Source organism: Sphingomonas sp. (genome assembly GCF_031361285.1).
GTDB lineage: Bacteria > Pseudomonadota > Alphaproteobacteria > Sphingomonadales > Sphingomonadaceae > Sphingomicrobium.
The window spans coordinates 26,850-44,286 of the sequence record NZ_JANMCO010000064.1; the positions used below are offsets into that span (position 1 = coordinate 26,850).

A 17,437-nucleotide genomic window follows, 5' to 3' on the forward strand; every position below is an offset into this window, starting at 1 on the left:
GGTCAATTTATTCGGACGTGCGTTCGCTCGCCAACAAATCCGCGTATCCTGCCAATAAGCTGGGCTTATTGATCAGTCCCGCAGCAGCTCATTGATGCTGGTCTTGGACCTGGTCTTTTCATCGACCCGTTTGACGATCACCGCGCAGGCCAGCGACGGCCCGCCATCCTTGGCCGGCAAGGTACCCGGGACGACCACCGCATAGGCCGGGACGCGGCCGTACATGACCTCGCCCGACAGGCGGTCGACGATCTTGGTCGAGGCGCCGATGAACACGCCCATCGAAATCACCGCGCCTTGTTCAACGACGACGCCTTCGGCCACTTCGGATCGGGCGCCGATGAAGCAATCGTCCTCGATGATCACCGGCCCCGCCTGCAGCGGTTCGAGCACGCCGCCGATTCCGGTGCCGCCCGAAATATGGACATTGCGGCCGATCTGCGCGCAGCTGCCGACCGTCGCCCAGGTGTCGATCATCGTCCCTTCACCGACCCGGGCGCCGATGTTGACGAAGCTTGGCATCAGCACCGCGCCCGGCGCAATGTAGGCGCCGCGGCGAACGATTGCACCGGGGACCGCGCGAAAGCCTGCGGCCGCGAATTCCGCTTCGCCCCAGCCGGCGAACTTCGATGGCACCTTGTCCCACCAATGGGCGCCGCCGGGGCCGCCGCCGATCAGCGCCATCGGGTTCAAACGGAACGACAGCAGGACCGCTTTCTTCAGCCACTGGTGGACCACCCACTGGCCGTCGATTCGTTCGGCGATGCGGGCGCTGCCGCTGTCGAGCGCCGAGATCGCGGCGTCGACCGCTTTGCGCGCGTCGCCGCGGGTCGTCGGGCCAATCGATTCGCGCTCCAGCCAGGCGGCGTCGATGGTTGCTTCGATCGCCTCATTCATGATGGGTCCCCCAGAATTGAATGCAGCCACTCGGCCACGTTGCCAATGCGATAGTCGATAAAGCTGTCGTCGGCGCCGTGATTGCCGCGCTCGGAGCCGTTGTCGACCCACACCGTGGTCATGCCGAGTTGTTTGGCCGGTTTGAGATTCTGCGCCATGTCGTCAACCAGCAAAGCGTGCTCGGGATCGATGCCGAACCGATCGCATAACAAGGCATAGCCGTGCGGGTCGGGTTTGGGCCTGAGTTCGCTGGCGTGGATGTCATGGAGATCGTCGAAGTGCGATCCAACGCCGATCGCCTCGAGCACCCGCCGGGCATAAGGCGCATCGCCGTTAGTAAATACGAAGCGCCGGCCGGGCAGCCGCGACAGCGCGTCGCCAAGCGCGTGATCGGTGCTGACCCGGTCGAGCGGAATGGCGTGGACGTCGTCGAGAAAATGGTCGGGGTCGACGGCGTGCGATTTCATCAGCCCGGCGAGCGTGGTACCATGCTCATGAAAGTGCGCCTTCTGGACGCGCCTTGCCTCACTTGCGTCGCAGTCCAGCAGCCGCTGGATATAGGCGCCCATGCGCTCGTCGATCAGTGCGAATAGCCCGGTCGAGGCGGGATACAGGCAATTGTCGAGATCGAAGATCCAGTCGTGGATGTGGCCAAAGGCCTTGGATACGGGGGAATTCATGATTGGCGGAAGCGCTACTAGAAACTCGCCCTTCAGCAAATTGAAAGGTTTCGGAAAGCATAAGTTGATTTGGGGAAGCTGTGGATTTTCAGCAGCTTGAGCGGAGTTCGGGCATGGATAAAAGGCATCTGGCGTCGACCGCGTGTGTGGTTGTGCTGGCGTTTGGCCTGTCGGCCTGCGGCGGCGGCGGCGGTCCGTCGCCGATCCCCGCACCGATCGCACCGACGCCAACACCAACGCCGACTCCCACCCCAACACCGACGCCCACTCCGACACCCACGCCGATCGATTACAACACGGCCGAATATCGGGCGTCGGCCTCGTCGGTGGCCGCCAATGCCATCGTCGCTTATCAGAATGGCGCGACCGGCCAGGGCATCAAGATCGGCATCATCGATACCGGCATCAATCCCGCTCTGGCTGAGTTCGCCGGTCGGATCGACCCCGCCAGTGCGGATGTCGCCGGCAATCGCGGGGTCAGCGACGAAGGCGGCCACGGCACGGCGGTCAGCGCCATCGCGGCTGCGGCGCGCAACAATTCCAACACCATGGGTGTCGCCTTCGACGCGACGATTATCAGCTTGCGCGCCGACGAGCCCGGCACCTGCGCCGATACGTCCGCCACCGGTGGCTGCAGTTTCTTCGATTCCGCGATCGCCGCTGGGATCGATGCCGCCCGCCTGGCCGGCGCCCGCGTCATCAACATGTCGCTTGGCGGCAGTTCCCCGGGAAGCGGCTTGATGCTGGCCATCGGTCGCGCGGTCAACGCCGGCATCGTGGTGGTAATTTCCGCCGGCAATGACGGTGCGACCTCGCTTGGCGACAATCCCGATCCGTTCGCCCTTATCCCCGCGCAGAATTTCGGCGCCAACGTCATCATTGCCGGTTCGGTCGGCGTCGATACGGGAACGTCCATCGACATCAACCAGCTTTCCAGCTTTTCCAACAAGGCCGGTACGGGGGCGAACAATTTCCTCGCCGCGCGCGGCCTTGATGACCGGGCCCCTGACAATACTGGCGCGCAATTCATCTGGTCGGGGACCAGCTTCTCCGCGCCGACCATCAGCGGCGCCGTGGCGCTGCTGGCGCAAGCCTTTCCCAACCTGACCGGCGCCCAGATCGCCGATATTTTATTCCGAACCGCCGACGATCTCGGTGCCCCGGGAATCGACTCGATCTTCGGTCGCGGGCGGCTGAACATTGCCAGCGCGTTCCAGCCGATCGGCACCACCAGCCTGGCCGGCAGCCAGACCCCGGTCAGCGCCACGAACGGTGACTTGCCGGCCGCGGCCGGGGACGGCGGCGCCGATGGCGATCCCAACACGCCGATGGGCGCGATCATCCTCGACGGCTATTCGCGGGCCTATGCGGTCGACCTCGCCAAGACCTTGCGCACGGCCGAGCAGGCGAAGCCGCTCGAGCGCGCCCTGCAGGGCGGCATTCGCGTCGCCATTTCGTCCGCCGGCCCGATCAGCATTGCCATGACCGTCAGTGAGCGCCGCGACTTGCCGCAGGGGTTCGCTTTGAGCCGGCTGGGTGTCGGCCCCGACGACGCGCGCCAGTCGCGCCTGATCGCCGGATCGGCCATCGCCCGGCTCGGCCCCAATACCGCGATCGCGCTCGGTTTCTCGGAAGGTGCCAAAGCGATGGAGCGGCGCCTGTCCGGTGCCCAGGCCGGCGCTTTCCTGATTGCCAGGGACATCGCCGGCGACCCTGGCTTCTCGGCCAAGCGCGATGGCAGCATGGCGCTGCGCCGCAACCTCGGCGCGGTTGGCCTGACCATTTCCGGCGAGTCCGGCAGCGTGTGGCAGGCGGTCAAGACCAGCGCGACCGGCTCGCCCTATCGCTGGACCAGCATTGCGGTCGACCGGGCCTTCGGCAAAACCTGGCTCTCGGCCGGCATCAGCAATTTGGCCGAAAAGCAGACCTTGCTCGGCGGTCGCATGGGTAACGCCCTTGGCGGCGGCGGCGCGAATACTGTGTTCCTCGACGTCGAAGCGCGCCGCCGGTTCGGCAACGGCTGGAGCGCCAGCCTGTCGGGGCGCCGCGGCTGGACCAGCTTCGCCGGTGGCCAGTTTCAAACCGGCGCTTACGGGTTCGACCTCACCAAGCTCGGCTTGCTGGGCGCTGGAGATCGCCTCGGGTTCCGGCTGTCCCAGCCGCTGCGGATTGAGCGCGGTGGCTTCGCGATGCTGCTGCCGACCGCTTATGATTACCGCACCCAAACCGCGACCAATAGCCTGGTCACTTATTCGCTCGTGCCACATGGGCGCGAGGTCGACGCCGAGCTGAGCTATGGCGCGAACCTACTCGGCGACAATGGCTGGGTCGGCGGCAATCTGTTCGTCCGCCGCCAGCCCGGGCATTTCGCCACCGCCGACGACGACTATGGCGCCGCGATCCGCTTTACGCTGGGCTTCTAGGCCGGCCGATCAGGCGCGCCGCCGCATTTTAGGCGTCAGCATGCCCGCCTCATGGCGATAATTTTCGTAGTCGCTGCCGAACAGGCCGACCAGATCGCGTTCCTCGTAACGGATGGCGATCAGCATATAGACCGACATCCCGGCGGCGAGCAGCAAATGGCCATAGGTCATCGTCGGCGTCGACCAGAAGGCCAGGAAGAAACCGCTGTAGAGCGGGTGCCTGATCCATTTGTAGAATAAGGGCTTGCGCATTTGCGGCTCGGCGGCGGTCCGGCCCTGGAGGTGCAACCACGCCTGCTGCAGCCCGAACAGTTCGAAATGGTTGAGCAGGAAGGTGCTCATCAGGACGATGCCCCAGCCCACCGCGAAACCGAGCCACAGCAGCATTTCAATCGCCGACCCGGTCGCGTCCCACACGGTCCCTTCAATTGGCCGCCAGAACAGGAACAGGATGACCAGCGTCAGGCTGGCGATCAGCACGTAGACGCTGCGTTCGGCCTGCTGCGGCACGATCCGCGTCCACGCCTTCTTGAACCCCTGGCGCGCCATCACACTGTGCTGGATCCCGAACAAGGCGATCAGGACAAGGTCGGTGACGACCGCCACCGCCACGGGCGCCGCCGGCCCATTATCCACCGTCAGCGGGGCGATCGGAAAACTGCCGACGAAGCAGATGAGATAAAGGAAGGTGGCGAAGAACACCGCATAGGCAAAAATCGCAAACAATAACGTCGCTGCACGTGACATCTCATATTCCCTCTGTTCGGCTGCAGAACTACCGTCTCCGGCCGGCTCGATATTCTACCATTGTCATGGGCGCTTCGCAGCCATTGACCGTCCGGTACACGGCCATGAACCCGATTCCCGGTGGCAGCTCGGCCAGCTTCTTCGGCGTGATCCGATCGCCGCGATAAGTCGAGTCCTTGCTGGCGTAATAGCTGGTCGTGCGCGGGCAGTTGGCCTTGGGCGATGCCGGCGGTGCCTTGACCGGTTCGGCGGCGGCGGATGGCACGGCAATCAGTGCGGCGGCGGCGAGCAGCAGGAGGCGCATGGTTCGAACTCCTTCGCATGCTCCAATAACAGATTCAGGCCGGCTAATTCAAATGGTGAAGCTCTCGCCGCAGCCGCACGCGCCCTTGGCGTTGGGGTTGGCGAAGGTGAAGCCGGCAGCGAAGTCGTCTTCGACCCAGTCCATGGTCGACCCGATCAGGTACAGCACCGAGCCGCCATCGACGTAGAAAGCGCCGCCGGGCGTGGCGATTTTCTCGTCGAACGGCACTGCCTCGGTCACATAATCGACCGAATAAGCCAGGCCCGAGCAGCCCCGGCGCGGAGTCGACAGCTTGACCCCGATCGCACCTTCGGGCGCGCGGTCCATCAGCTCGGCGATGCGCGCTTCGGCGGCTGCGGTCAGCACGATCGCCGCCGGGCGGGCGCGGACGTTCACTTCCTTGTTCACAGCATTCCCAATTCTAATCTGGCCTCGTCGCTCATCCGCGACGGGTCCCACGGCGGGTCCCACACCAATTTGACCTCGGCATCACGGATGCCGGGCACCGATAGCACCCTGAGCTCAACTTCGTTGGGCAGCGATTCGGCGACCGGGCAGTGCGGCGTGGTCAGCGTCATCGTCACCACCGCATCGCCGTCGGCGTCGATGGCGACGTCGTAAATCAACCCGAGCTCGTAGATATCGACCGGGATCTCGGGGTCGTAGATCGACTTCAGCGCCTCGACCACCGACGCCTGCAAATCGCCGCCCGCGCCATGCTCAGGCTCGGCTGCCTTCTCGCCGCTGAGGAAGCCGGCGAGATAGTCGCGCTTGCGCTCGAATTCGGGCGTCACCCGAGCGCGCGGTGGTGGCGCGACAGCGTCGACTTCCTCGGTTACGATCTTGCGTTCCTTGTTCACGTCATTTGCTCTCTGGCCGAAAAATCCGTTTCACTTGCTCGATGCCGCCGACCAGCGCCGCGATGTCCGACGAATCGCTGTGCGCGGCGAAGCTGGCGCGAGCAGTTGCGTCGACCCCGAGCACCGCCATCAGCGGCTGCGCGCAATGGTGCCCGGCGCGGACCGCGACGCCCGCATCGTCCAATATGGTGGCGACATCGTGCGCATGCACCCCATCGACGTTGAAACTGACGATCCCGGCCGAGTCCTCGGGCCCATAGAGGGTAACGCCGGGGATCGCCGCCAACGCCGCGCGGCACTCCACAACCAGCGCGCATTCGTGCGCATGGATCGCGTCGAGCGACAGTTGCTCGACCCACTGGACCGCCGCGTGCAGCCCGATCGCGCCAACAATGTGCGGCGTGCCGGCCTCGAACCGCTGCGGCGGCGGGGCGTAGGTGGTGCGCTCAAACGTAACATTCTCGATCATCGCGCCGCCGCCGTGCCACGGCGGCATCGCGTCGAGCAGCTCGGCCCGGCCCCACAGGCAGCCGATGCCGGTCGGGCCGTACAGCTTGTGGCCGGAAAAAGCGTAATAATCGCAGCCAATCGCGGCGACATCGACTGGAATGCGCGGCACCGCCTGGCACCCGTCGAGCAGCAACAATGCGCCCTTCGAATGCGCGATCTCGGCCGCGCGTTTGGCGTCGAGAATCGAGCCCAGCGCATTCGACACATGCGCGTAGGCGACGACGCGATGCTGGTCGGACACCAGCTCCGCCGCCGCGTCGAGATCGATCCGTCCATCGGCGGTCAGCGGGCAGACGTCGACCGCATATCCAGCCAGCTGCCACGGGACGATATTGCTGTGATGCTCAAGCGCCGACAGCAGCACCCGTTTCCGGCCCTCTTTGGGCAGCACGCGCGCGACCAAATTGATCGCCTCGGTCGCGCCCCGCGTGAATATGATCTCTTCTGTCTTGCCGCCGATCAGTCCCGCCACACCGGCGCGCGCCGCTTCGTACGCCGCCGTCATGTCCGACGATCGCTGGTAAATCCCGCGATGCACTGTCGCGTAATCGCGCGCGTAAGCTGTAGTGATCGCGTCGATCACCGCTTGCGGTTTCTGCGCGGTCGCGGCGCTGTCGAGATAATGCCAGTTCTCAATCGCCGGAAACTGGTCGCGCACGTCGAGCGACGAATTGATGCGGGTCGCGATGTTCATGCGATTGCTCTCAGCGCCGCGCGCGATGCATCGCGAATCGCGTCGCCGTCGGGCGCGTCATCCCACAGGCCCATGATGAACCCTTCGAGCAGCAACGCCCGCGCGCCCGCCGGGTCGAGCCCGCGCGACATCGCGTAGAAAAGTTGGTCGGCGTCCAGTTCCCCCACCGACGCGCCGTGCGCGCATTGCACATCGTCGGCGAAAATCTCGAGCTCGGGCTTGCAATTGGCCGTCGCGCCGCGGTCGAGCAGCATGGCTTTGACCGATTGCCCGGCGTCGGTCTTCTGCGCATCGCGCGCGACCTCGACCTTGCCCAGATAGGTGCCGACCGCCTTGCCGCCGAGCACCGACCGCACCGTCTGCCGGCTGCGCCCGCGCTCGCCCAAATGGCGCACGGTGGTGACAATCTCGAGGTTGGCCAAACCGCCGCCGATGTTGGCTCCGAACAAAGTGAAATCCGCGTCGTCGGCGAGCGTCACGCCAAGCTCGATCCGCCCATATTCGCTCGCCGTGTTAAGCACGAAAATCCGCGCGCTGCCGCCTTCGGCAATCGTAATTTCCGCACGACGCACTTGCACCGCTTCGCTGTTCGGCATCCAGATTTGCTGCAGCTCTTGCTGCGCAGTAATGTCGATCCGTTCGGGCGGCGCCAGCGCGCTCCACACCGACGCCAAAGCATCGATGTCGGCGTAGCGATACGCCTCGAGCTTGCGGGTCGGGAGCGCGGTCATGCGGTCGCCTCCGCATAGCCTTCGCGCTCGAGTTCAAGCGCCAGCTCGGGGCCACCGCTGCGGGCAATGCGACCGCGATCGAGCACATGCACCCGGTCCGGCTTCACATAATCGAGCAGCCGCTGATAGTGGGTGATCAGCAGCACCGCCTTGTCGGGTGCGCGCATGATCCGGTTGATGCCCGCGCCAACGCTTTTCAGCGCGTCGATGTCGAGCCCGCTGTCGGTCTCGTCGAGGATCGCCAGCCTTGGGTTCATGATCCCCATCTGGACCATCTCGGCGCGCTTCTTCTCGCCGCCCGAGAAACCGACATTGACCGGCCGCTTGAGCATCTCGGCGTCCATGCCGAGCGCCGCCGCCTGCGCCTTCGCCAGGCGGATGAACTCGGCTCCCGACAACTCCGCCTCGCCGCGCGCCCGCCGCTGCGCATTCAGGCTCTCGCGCAGGAATTGCAGCATCGACACGCCCGGAATTTCGACCGGATATTGGAAGCCGAGGAACAGCCCGGCGGCAGCGCGTTCGTGCGGGGCCATCGCCAGCAAGTCGGCGCCGTCAAACGTCGCGCCGCCCTCGCTCACCGCATACCCCGGCCGCCCCGCCAGTACATAAGCCAGCGTCGACTTGCCCGACCCGTTCGGCCCCATGATCGCATGCACCTCGCCCGCAGGAACGGAGAGTGTGACGCCGTTGAGGATCGCCTTGCCGGCGACAGTCGCGTGGAGGTCGGTGATCTTAAGCATGAGTTCTGAGGTCTCGAATGACATTCCGCACTTCGCCGATATCGTTCCAGCCGCCGCCCCAGACTTCCAGCAGGCGTTGGCGGTAGGGCTCTAATTCTGGACTCTGTTTGACCGACGTGAAGTCGTCGAATTCCCACTTGCTGCAATCAGGCGCATCACCAACGAAGCGCTCCAGCATCTCTGCCAACTCGGCCTTCGTCATCCCACGCTCCCCTCAAGCGAAATCCCCAGCAGCTTCTGCGCCTCCACGGCGAACTCCATCGGGAGCTGTTTCAGCACTTCGCGGGCGAAGCCGTTGACGATCAGCGCCACCGCGCTTTCCGCATCCAGACCCCGGCTCATCGCGTAGAACAATTGGTCATCGCTGATCTTACTCGTGGTCGCTTCATGCTCGATCTGCGCGGTCGGGTTCTTGACCTCGATGTAGGGCACGGTGTGCGCGCCGCACTGGTCACCGAGCAGCAGCGAATCGCACTGGGTAAAATTACGCACATTCTCGGCCCGCGGCAGCACCCGCACCAGTCCGCGATAGGTGTTGTTGCTGCGGCCCGCGCTGATCCCCTTCGACACAATCGTCGAGCGCGTGTTGGCGCCGATGTGAATCATCTTGGTCCCGGTGTCGGCCTGCTGGCGGTTGTTGGTCAGCGCGACCGAATAAAATTCGCCGACGCTGCCGTCGCCCTTCAAAATGCAGCTTGGATATTTCCAGGTGATCGCGCTGCCGGTCTCGACCTGGGTCCAGCTGACCTTCGATCGCGCGCCCGAGCACAACGCCCGCTTGGTGACGAAGTTGAGGATCCCGCCCTTGCCCTCGGCGTCGCCGGGATACCAGTTCTGGACGGTCGAATATTTTACCTCGGCATCCTCGTGGGCGAAGATTTCGACCACCGCCGCGTGGAGCTGGTTCTCGTCGCGCATCGGCGCGGTGCAGCCTTCGAGGTAGGAGACGTAGCTGCCCTTGTCGGCGACGATCAGGGTGCGCTCGAACTGGCCGGTATTCTCGGCGTTGATGCGGAAGTAAGTCGACAATTCCATCGGACAGCGGACGCCCTCGGGGACATAGACGAACGTGCCGTCGGAAAAGACCGCGGCGTTGAGGCAGGCAAAATAATTGTCGCGCTGCGGCACGACGCTGCCGAGATATTGCTTGATGAGGTCGGGATGCTCGCGGATCGCCTCGGAAATGCTGAGGAAGATGACCCCCGCGCGCTTCAATTCCTCGCGAAATGTGGTCGCGACCGAGACGCTGTCGAACACCGCGTCGACCGCGACTTTGCGCGCGCCCTCGACCCCGGCGAGCACCTTCTGCTCCTCGATCGGGATGCCGAGCTTGGCGTAAACCCGCAGGATTTCGGGGTCGACCTCGTCGAGGCTGCCGAGCTTGGGCTTGGCCGTCGGCTCGGCGTAATAAAATGCGTCCTGATAATCGATCTTGGGCAGGTCGAGCTTGGCCCAGCTGACCTCCTTCATCTCCAGCCAGGCGCGATAAGCCTTCAGCCGCCACTCGAGCATCCATGTCGGCTCGTTCTTCTTGGCCGAGATGAAGCGGACGGTGTCCTCGTTGAGGCCTTTGGGCGCAAAGGTCTGTTCGATGTCCGAGGTGAAGCCCCACTCATAGGTGGACAGCTTGTCGACGGCCTCATGCGCCTCGCGGTTGCGCAGCGTGTCAATCATCGTTCGCTCGCCAGCGATTGTAGGCTCACCGCGCCCAGCGCCCCGCGCACCGCGCTGCTGACGATCCCCATGTGCGGCTTGACCCGGCAATTGGCATCCAGCGCACATTCGGACGGACCGTCGCCGCCGCTGCACATGGTCATGGCGATCGGGCCTTCGACCGCTTCGACGATGTCGGCGAGGCTGATCGCGGTCACCGGCCGGGCGAGCATGAAGCCGCCGCCGGCGCCGCGGACGCTGGTCAGCAGGCCGGCACCGGCTAGCTGACCCATCAATTTCTGCGCGGTCGGCAATGGCACGCCGGTCTCCTGGGCCAGGCCGGCCGACGACAAGCGTACAGCCTCGCCCCCGCTCTCGGATTCACGCCGGGCGGCGGCGGTCATCAGCACGACCGCATAGTCGGCAAGGTGGGTCAGGCGCATCTAATCGGAGCTTTCCAGTCCGATTTAGGCGCTTGGCGGCAAAACTGCAACCGTCTAGGCACTTTGACCGATGGCGCTTTACCGACTTTTCCGTCCTCTTGCCTTCGCGCTCGATGCGGAGGCCGCCCATCGGGCGACAATCGCGGCCCTGAAGCTGATGCCGACGCGCCACCCGCCGCGCTTTCCCGATTCGCTTAAATCAACCGTCGCCGGCCTCAACTTTCCGTCGCCGGTCGGTCTCGCCGCCGGGTTCGACAAGGATGCCGAGGTGCCCGCGGAAATGCTCGGCCTCGGCTTTGGTTTCGTCGAAGTCGGCACGGTCACCCCGCGCCCGCAGGCCGGCAATCCGAAGCCGCGCCTGTTCCGGCTGCAATCGGACCGCGCGGTGATCAACCGGCTGGGCTTCAACAATCGCGGCCAGGTCGCGGCGTTCGAGCGGTTGCAGCGCTGCAGCCACGGCGGCGTCATCGGCGTCAACGTCGGCGCCAATAAGGACGGTTCGGACAGGATCGCCGATTTTGTCGCCGGTGTCAGCGCGATGGCTTCGGTCGCGCGCTACCTGACGATCAACGTCTCGTCGCCCAACACGCCGGGGCTGCGCGGTTTGCAGGACGAAGGCGCGCTCGAGGAACTGCTGACGGCGGTGCGCGGGGCGCGGCTGGTCGGCGGCCCGCCGATCTTCCTCAAGGTCGCGCCCGACCTCGGCGATGGCGACCCGGCGCGGATCGTTCGCGCCGCACTTGATCATGGCATCGACGCGCTCATCGTCGCCAACACCACCAGCTCGCGCCCACCGCTCAAATCGAAGTATTCCGGGGAATCTGGCGGCCTTTCCGGTGAGCCACTTAAGACTCTCGCACTCGACACCCTGCGCAAATTCCGCGCGGCAAGCGGCGGCGACATTCCGCTGATCGGCGTCGGCGGCATCGCCAGCGCGGACGACGCCTGGGACCGGATTCGCGCCGGCGCCAGCCTCGTCCAGCTCTACACCGCGATGGTCTACGAGGGTCCCGGCATCGCTCGCCGCATCGCCCGTGGCCTCGCGCAGCGGCTCCAGCGCGCCGGTTTCGCCAACATCGCCGAAGCAGTCGGCAGCGAAGCCTAACGCGGCAGGGCCAGTATGACGCCTTCGCGTCTGGGGTCGGCCCCGCCGTCGACCCGCCCGTCGCGGATCATCACGCCCTGGACCCCCGAATCTTCGCCCTGGCCGGGCTTCAGGTCGATCCCGCGCGCCCGCAACGCGGCCCGAATCTCGGGCGAGAACTTGGTCACTTCGCCGTTGAAATTGGCGCCCCGCGCAACCAGGTTCGGCTGGGCGAGCGCCTGCTGCACCGGCAGGTTCCAGTCGATCGCCGCGACCATCGATTTGGCGACATAAGCAAGGATGGCGTTGCCTCCGGCCGATCCGAACGCACCGGCGAAATGGCCATCTGCTGTCAGCAATATGGCCGGCGTCATCGACGATCGCGGGCGCTTGCCCGGCGCGACGGCATTGGCCACCGGGCGGCCCTGCAAATCGCGCGGCAGGAAAGCGAAATCGGTCAGCTGGTTGTTGAGGAAAAAGCCATCGACCATCCGCCCGGTGCCGAACAGCGATTCGACCGTCGTCGTCATCGACACGACATTGCCGGCGGCATCGCGGACGATGAAGTGCGACGTGCCGGTCGGCTCAAGAGTCTTGTCCTTGGCGCCAGTGGTTGCACCGGCGGGCGTGCCGGCCAGCGGCGGCGGTCCGGCTTGCGTCCCGATCAGCCGCGCCCGGCTGGCGACATAGGCTGGATCGAGCAGTCCGGCGACGGGCACCGAAACGAACGCCGGATCGCCGACGTAGCGGTCGCGGTCGGCGTACATCAGCCGGCTGGCTTCGGCGAACAGGTACCAGGCTTGCGGATCGGTCGGCCCGCGTGCGGCGATGTCGGTTTGCTGGAGAATGCCCAAGAGTTCCAGCAGCCCGACGGCGCTCGCCGGCGGCGGCGGCGCGCAGACCACATAGGTGCGATACGGCCGGCACAAGGCCTCGCGCTTGATCGGCTGGTAATTGGCCAGATCGGCCATCATCATCGACCCGCCGAGCGGCCCTGCGCGGGTCCGGGCAACGATCTTCGCCGCGGTTGAACCGGCGTAGAGCGCAGACGGGCCCTGCGCGGCAAGACGGCCGAGGAATTCGGCATAAGCCGGATTGCGCAGGCGATCGCCGGCCTGGAGCAACGTCCCGCCGCTTTTGGCGAAATAAGCGCGCACGTCGGGCGCGCTATTCTCGGCATAATCGGCGTTGATGAATTTGCCCAGGCGCGGGCTGACGATGAAGCCCTCGCTGGCGGTCCGCTGGGCGGCGCCGAACAGACTCGCCCAAGGCAAGGCGCCATGTTCGTGCTGGGCCAGCGCCAGCATTTTTACGGCTCCGGGAACTCCGGTGGCGCAACCGCTCAGCACCGCCGCGTTGAACGGCAAGGCGTTGCCGTCGGCGCCGACGAACATTGCTGGCGTCGCCTGGGCCGGCGCGACTTCGCGACCGTCGTAAACCACCACTTTGCGCGTACGCGCGTCGTAAAATGTCATGAAGGCGCCGCCGCCGACGCCGGAGCTTTGCGGCTCGACCAGCGACAGCATCGCCTGCACCGCAACCGCCGCGTCGGCGGCGCTGCCGCCGCGTTTCAGGATGTCGAGCCCGGCCGCGGCCGCCAGCGGATTCGCGGCGATGACGAACGGCTCGTTGGCGGACTGCTGGCCGACAGCGGCCGGCTCGGCGGTTGCTGCGCAGCTCGCCAGCGAGGCTCCGGCGACAACCAGGAAAAGCTTTTGGATCAGGCGCATCGGCCGTGGCGATTAGCGCAAGCCCTAAGCCTCGTCCACGCCATCGCGCCCGCGAGTCTGGCGCTGGCGGATCGATCGGCTAAGAAGCAGACATGACGGCGCGCCAGCTCGAACATTTTCCCAACCTCGTGTCGATGTTTCTGAACCGCGCGGCGGAAAAGGGCGACAGTCCGTTCCTGTGGGCCAAGCCCGACGACCAGTGGCTGCCGATCAGTTGGCGCGAAGCCGCGCGGCAAGTTGCGGCGCTGGCTGAAAGCCTGATGCGGATCGGTATCGAGCCTGGCGACCGGGTGATGCTGGTCAGCGAGAATCGGCCCGAATGGCTGATCGCCGATTTGGGCATCATGGCCGCCGGCGGCGTGACGGTGCCGACCTACGCCACCAACACCACCCGCGATCACGCGCACATCCTCGGCAACTCGGGCGCCAAAGCGGTCATCGTCTCCAACCAGAAACTGGCCAAGACGCTGGTGCCGGCGGTGCTGTTCGCGTCCGATTGTCACCACATCGTCGGCATGGACGATATCCGCACCGGCCAGGTGACCGACGAAGCGACTTATCATCATTGGGATGAATTGATCGCCGGCGCGCCGGATATCCCCGCGCTCGCGCATCGGCTGAAGACGGTGAAGCGCGAGGATCTCGCCTGCATCATCTATACCAGCGGCACCGGCGGCGCGCCGCGCGGCGTCCAGCAGCACCATGGCGCGATCCTCACCAACGTCGCCGGCTGTGCCGATATCATCTCGAGCGATTTCGGCTGGGGCGACGAAGTGTTCCTGTCGTTCCTCCCCGCCAGCCACGCCTATGAACATTCGGGCGGGCAGCATTTTCCGATCGGGCTGGGGGCGCAAATCTATTATGCCGAAAGCCTCGAAAAGCTCGCCGCCAATATCGAGGACGTCCGCCCGACGATCATGGTGGTGGTGCCGCGCCTGTTCGAAATGCTGCGCACGCGGATCCTCAAGAATATCGAAAAGGGCGGGCTGTCCGAACATCTCTTAAAGCGGGCGTTATCGATCGGATCGGCGCGCTATGCGGGCAAGTTCAACCCGTGGGATCTGCCGATGCGGGGGATTTTATCTCTGACTCTTCGACGCAAGGTTCGTGGGAAATTTGGTGGCCGGATCAAAGCCATGGTCTCCGGCGGCGCGCCGCTGACGCCGGAGGTCGGGCTGTTTTTCCACTCGCTCGGTCTGACCCTGCTGCAGGGCTACGGCCAGACCGAAGCCGGACCGGTGATCAGCTGCAACCGGCCAAGCGTCGGCATCCGCATGGACACCGTCGGGCCGCCGGTCAAAGGCGCCGAAGTGCGCATCGCCGACGATGGCGAAATCATGGTCCGCGGCGAGCTGGTGATGCACGGTTATTGGCGCAATCCCGAAGAAACCGCGCGGGTTTTGCAGGACGGCTGGCTGGCGACCGGCGACGTCGGCCACCTCGACGACAAGGGCCGGATCGTCATCACCGACCGCAAGAAGGACCTGATCGTCAACGACAAGGGGGACAATGTCTCGCCCCAGCGGGTCGAGGGGATGCTGACGCTGCAGCCGGAAATCGCCCAGGCGATGGTGGTCGGCGACCGCCGCCCGCACCTCGTCGCGCTGCTGGTCCCCGATCCGGAATTTGCCGGCGAGGCCAATGTGCAGCAGGTGCTGGGAAAAGCGGTCGACCGGGTCAATGCCGAGCTGTCGATCGTCGAAAAGGTGCGCCGCTTCGTCATTGCCGACGGCCAATTCACGATCGAAAACGAGCAGCTGACCCCGTCAATGAAGATCCGCCGCCACGTGCTCAAGCAGGTTTATGGCGAGCGCCTCGACGCGCTTTACAAACGCTGACTATTTGCGCCTGTAAGGGGTGAATTCTCCGACTTGGCAAGCGCCGTCGTCGATCCCGGTTTCCAAATCTACCAGCCCGACAGTATCGCCCTTGCACAAGTTATTGTGGCTCGGATTCGTAACGAGCGTCCGGCCCAGCCTTTCGGGCGGACATCCAGGCGTCGGCGTTTGGTATTTGATCGACGAGTGAACTTTGAACAGCATGGAATCACCAAGCGCTCGCGAACCAGTGATGAATCGCATGTCGATGCATCGCTGCGGAACGCCCGGCACCCACCCGCCGATTTCCTTTTCGAGTGCCTTGGCCGGACTATCCAAAGCATAGCTGATCGATCCGAAGCCCGCCGCAACGGCGCCTAACGCCAAAAATTTCCAGTTCACATTGTCCCCCAGCCCATCCGGCGATGGTCGAATCGCATCAATCCCGATCGCGGGCAAGGGCGCCTGGGGAATCAAATCATCGCTGGCCGGCGCGGCGGGCCGCCCGCGGCTAGCGGGGTTTGGTGTAGGGGACGAAATTCCCCATCACGCAACTGCCGACAGTGATGCCGTTCGTCAGGTCTTTGACCTCGGCGATGTCGCCCCGGCACAGGCCGATGCCGCCGGTCCGCCGGGTCAGTAGCGCGTAATTGCCGCTGCCAAGACGTGAGCAGGACCCGCCCTGCAAATCGTTGCGGTACGTAGTCCGGCCGGCGCGGAACAGGATGGTGCTGTCGTCGATCACCACCATGTCGTTGGAGCGGTAGTCGGGCAGGCAGGACACCGGCGGGCCGGCTACTCGGCCACTCAAAAGCGTCGCGAGATGGGCTTCGGCCTGCGGCGTGCGTGCGACCGGTTCAACGGGCGCGCAAGAGCCAATCGCCGCCGCGGCGAGAAGGATAGACATGCCGCGCATCGCAAATCTCCGTTGATGTGAATTGTCCTCGATCATGAGCGCTCGGCGAGATTAACGAAAGCTGTCTTTCTCCGCTCGTAGCGCCGCGAAGTCCTGCCAGCTCGATGCTCGCACGAACGGGTTCGTGGCGCGCTCCTGAGCGACCGTGGTGGGCAGCGTGACCCGCCCTTCGGAGCGCAGTTGCTCGACCTCCTTCAGCCGCGCCGCGATTGCCGGATTATCAGGCTCGGCATGGGCCGCGAACCGCGCGTTGGCGAGCGTGTATTCATGCCCGCAATAGAGCGCCGTATCTTCTGGAAGTGCCGCCAGCCGCTGCAACGAATCGTGCATTTGCTGCGCGGTCCCTTCGAACAGCCGCCCGCAGCCCATCGCGAACAAGGTGTCGCCAACGAAGGCGATACGGGCATCGTCGAACACCAGCGCGATATGGCCCAGCGTGTGCCCGGGAATTTCGATTACGCGTCCGTCGTGGGCGCCGATCCGCAGTGGGTTGCCGTCCGCCAGCGCGACATCGCGGACCTTGATGTCTTCCGCGGCAGGCCCGGAAACTATGCAACCGGTCGCCTCCTTGATCGCCCGATTGCCGCCGGTGTGATCCCAATGGTGGTGCGTGTTCCAGACCTGAGTGACGGTCCAGCCGCGCCGCTCGGTTTCCGCCAGGGCCGGAGCGGCGTCGCCGGGATCGACGATCGCCGTCTCGCCGCACACTGGATCGTGGACCAGCCAGATGTAATTGTCGGTGAAGGCGGGGACTGGGACGATCTCAAGCATCACCATTCTCCCGTATTGGGCATCGACAGCCAGGGTTCGGCCGGGTCTAGCGCGCCGTCTTTTTGCAGCAGCTCGATCGAGATCCCGTCGGGCGAGCGGACGAACGCCATGTGGCCGTCGCGCGGCGGGCGGTTGATGGTGACGCCGGCGTCCATCAGCCGCTGACACAGACCGTAAATGTCGTCGACCTCGTAGGCGAGATGGCCGAAATTGCGCCCGCCAGCATAGCCGACCTCATCCCAATTATGGGTCAGCTCGACCTCGCCGACATCACCCGGCACGGCGAGGAAAATGAGCGTGAAACGGCCTTGCGGCACGTCGCGGCGCCGTCGCTCCTCGACCCCCAGCAGTTGAAAAAATGCAACAGTCGCCTGCGGATCGGAGACGCGCAGCATCGCATGCAAAAATTTCATTTTACCTCACTCAACTCGTCGCTA

The 17,437-nt window shown here is 65.0% G+C and carries 20 protein-coding genes; 3 read left to right on the forward strand and 17 right to left on the reverse strand.

Annotated elements, in window-relative coordinates:
• Positions 1-72: 72 nt before the first annotated feature.
• Both dapD and RMO25_RS06570 read right to left on the reverse strand, forming a co-directional pair.
• On the reverse strand, positions 73-897 hold the full coding sequence (dapD, locus tag RMO25_RS06565) for a 2,3,4,5-tetrahydropyridine-2,6-dicarboxylate N-succinyltransferase (protein ID WP_309661799.1): 825 nt from the start codon (positions 895-897) through the stop codon (positions 73-75).
• Entirely contained in the window at positions 894-1,577 is a 684-nt protein-coding gene (locus RMO25_RS06570) for a pyrimidine 5'-nucleotidase (RefSeq protein WP_309661800.1), read from the reverse strand. The genes dapD and RMO25_RS06570 overlap by 4 nt, the downstream gene beginning before the upstream one ends.
• 113 nt (positions 1,578-1,690) lie before the next feature.
• On the opposite strand from RMO25_RS06570, the gene RMO25_RS06575 reads away from it, so the two are divergent.
• Positions 1,691-4,000, forward strand: a complete 2,310-nt coding sequence (locus RMO25_RS06575) for a S8 family peptidase (RefSeq protein ID WP_309661801.1) — start codon at positions 1,691-1,693, stop codon at positions 3,998-4,000.
• Between the two features lie 9 nt (positions 4,001-4,009).
• On the opposite strand, the gene mddA is transcribed toward RMO25_RS06575, so the two are convergent.
• The 10 genes from mddA to RMO25_RS06625 are packed head-to-tail and all read right to left on the reverse strand — an operon-like array spanning position 4,010 to position 10,682.
• Positions 4,010-4,747, reverse strand: coding sequence for a methanethiol S-methyltransferase (mddA, locus tag RMO25_RS06580; RefSeq protein WP_309661802.1), 738 nt, complete (start codon positions 4,745-4,747; stop codon positions 4,010-4,012).
• 28 nt (positions 4,748-4,775) lie between these two features.
• Positions 4,776-5,051 carry a hypothetical protein gene (locus RMO25_RS06585; protein WP_309661803.1) on the reverse strand — a complete coding sequence of 92 codons (276 nt, stop codon included), beginning with the start codon at positions 5,049-5,051 and terminating at the stop codon, positions 4,776-4,778.
• Positions 5,052-5,099: 48 nt separating this feature from the next.
• Positions 5,100-5,459, reverse strand: coding sequence for an iron-sulfur cluster assembly accessory protein (locus tag RMO25_RS06590; RefSeq protein WP_309661804.1), 360 nt, complete (start codon positions 5,457-5,459; stop codon positions 5,100-5,102).
• A complete protein-coding gene (locus tag RMO25_RS06595) occupies positions 5,456-5,911 on the reverse strand; it encodes an SUF system Fe-S cluster assembly protein (RefSeq protein ID WP_309661805.1) in 456 nt (151 codons plus the stop codon). Before RMO25_RS06595 ends, RMO25_RS06590 begins: the two co-directional genes overlap by 4 nt.
• Position 5,912: 1 nt before the next feature.
• Positions 5,913-7,115: a cysteine desulfurase gene (locus RMO25_RS06600; protein ID WP_309661806.1), complete on the reverse strand. Its 1,203-nt coding sequence runs from the start codon at positions 7,113-7,115 to the stop codon at positions 5,913-5,915.
• Positions 7,112-7,846, reverse strand: a complete 735-nt coding sequence (locus tag RMO25_RS06605) for a SufD family Fe-S cluster assembly protein (protein ID WP_309661807.1) — start codon at positions 7,844-7,846, stop codon at positions 7,112-7,114. Before RMO25_RS06605 ends, RMO25_RS06600 begins: the two co-directional genes overlap by 4 nt.
• Positions 7,843-8,586: a Fe-S cluster assembly ATPase SufC gene (gene sufC / locus RMO25_RS06610; protein ID WP_309661808.1), complete on the reverse strand. Its 744-nt coding sequence runs from the start codon at positions 8,584-8,586 to the stop codon at positions 7,843-7,845. The genes RMO25_RS06605 and sufC overlap by 4 nt, the downstream gene beginning before the upstream one ends.
• Positions 8,579-8,788 carry a hypothetical protein gene (locus RMO25_RS06615; RefSeq protein WP_309661809.1) on the reverse strand — a complete coding sequence of 70 codons (210 nt, stop codon included), beginning with the start codon at positions 8,786-8,788 and terminating at the stop codon, positions 8,579-8,581. The genes sufC and RMO25_RS06615 overlap by 8 nt, the downstream gene beginning before the upstream one ends.
• Positions 8,785-10,260 (reverse strand): Fe-S cluster assembly protein SufB, encoded by a 1,476-nt coding sequence (gene sufB, locus RMO25_RS06620; protein ID WP_309661810.1) that lies wholly within the window; start codon positions 10,258-10,260, stop codon positions 8,785-8,787. The genes RMO25_RS06615 and sufB overlap by 4 nt, the downstream gene beginning before the upstream one ends.
• The gene (locus RMO25_RS06625) at positions 10,257-10,682 is read right to left on the reverse strand and encodes an Rrf2 family transcriptional regulator (protein ID WP_309661811.1); all 426 of its coding nucleotides are present in this window, start codon (positions 10,680-10,682) and stop codon (positions 10,257-10,259) included. The genes sufB and RMO25_RS06625 overlap by 4 nt, the downstream gene beginning before the upstream one ends.
• 70 nt (positions 10,683-10,752) lie before the next feature.
• Between RMO25_RS06625 and RMO25_RS06630 the strand changes: the two genes are divergently transcribed.
• Positions 10,753-11,787: a quinone-dependent dihydroorotate dehydrogenase gene (locus tag RMO25_RS06630; protein ID WP_309661812.1), complete on the forward strand. Its 1,035-nt coding sequence runs from the start codon at positions 10,753-10,755 to the stop codon at positions 11,785-11,787.
• Here the strand turns inward: RMO25_RS06630 and ggt are convergent.
• The gene (ggt, locus tag RMO25_RS06635) at positions 11,784-13,496 is read right to left on the reverse strand and encodes a gamma-glutamyltransferase (RefSeq protein WP_309661813.1); all 1,713 of its coding nucleotides are present in this window, start codon (positions 13,494-13,496) and stop codon (positions 11,784-11,786) included. The genes RMO25_RS06630 and ggt overlap by 4 nt on opposite strands.
• 92 nt (positions 13,497-13,588) lie before the next feature.
• On the opposite strand from ggt, the gene RMO25_RS06640 reads away from it, so the two are divergent.
• Positions 13,589-15,334 carry an AMP-dependent synthetase/ligase gene (locus tag RMO25_RS06640; protein WP_309661814.1) on the forward strand — a complete coding sequence of 582 codons (1,746 nt, stop codon included), beginning with the start codon at positions 13,589-13,591 and terminating at the stop codon, positions 15,332-15,334.
• On the opposite strand, the gene RMO25_RS06645 is transcribed toward RMO25_RS06640, so the two are convergent.
• The 4 genes from RMO25_RS06645 to RMO25_RS06660 are packed head-to-tail and all read right to left on the reverse strand — an operon-like array spanning position 15,335 to position 17,413.
• On the reverse strand, positions 15,335-15,790 hold the full coding sequence (locus RMO25_RS06645) for a hypothetical protein (protein WP_309661815.1): 456 nt from the start codon (positions 15,788-15,790) through the stop codon (positions 15,335-15,337).
• A 34-nt stretch (positions 15,791-15,824) separates the two neighbouring features.
• Positions 15,825-16,229 carry a hypothetical protein gene (locus tag RMO25_RS06650; RefSeq protein WP_309661816.1) on the reverse strand — a complete coding sequence of 135 codons (405 nt, stop codon included), beginning with the start codon at positions 16,227-16,229 and terminating at the stop codon, positions 15,825-15,827.
• Between the two features lie 51 nt (positions 16,230-16,280).
• Positions 16,281-17,000: a hydroxyacylglutathione hydrolase gene (gene gloB, locus RMO25_RS06655; protein WP_309661817.1), complete on the reverse strand. Its 720-nt coding sequence runs from the start codon at positions 16,998-17,000 to the stop codon at positions 16,281-16,283.
• Positions 17,000-17,413 (reverse strand): VOC family protein, encoded by a 414-nt coding sequence (locus RMO25_RS06660; protein WP_309661818.1) that lies wholly within the window; start codon positions 17,411-17,413, stop codon positions 17,000-17,002. The genes gloB and RMO25_RS06660 overlap by 1 nt, the downstream gene beginning before the upstream one ends.
• Between the last annotated feature and the right edge of the window lie 24 nt (positions 17,414-17,437).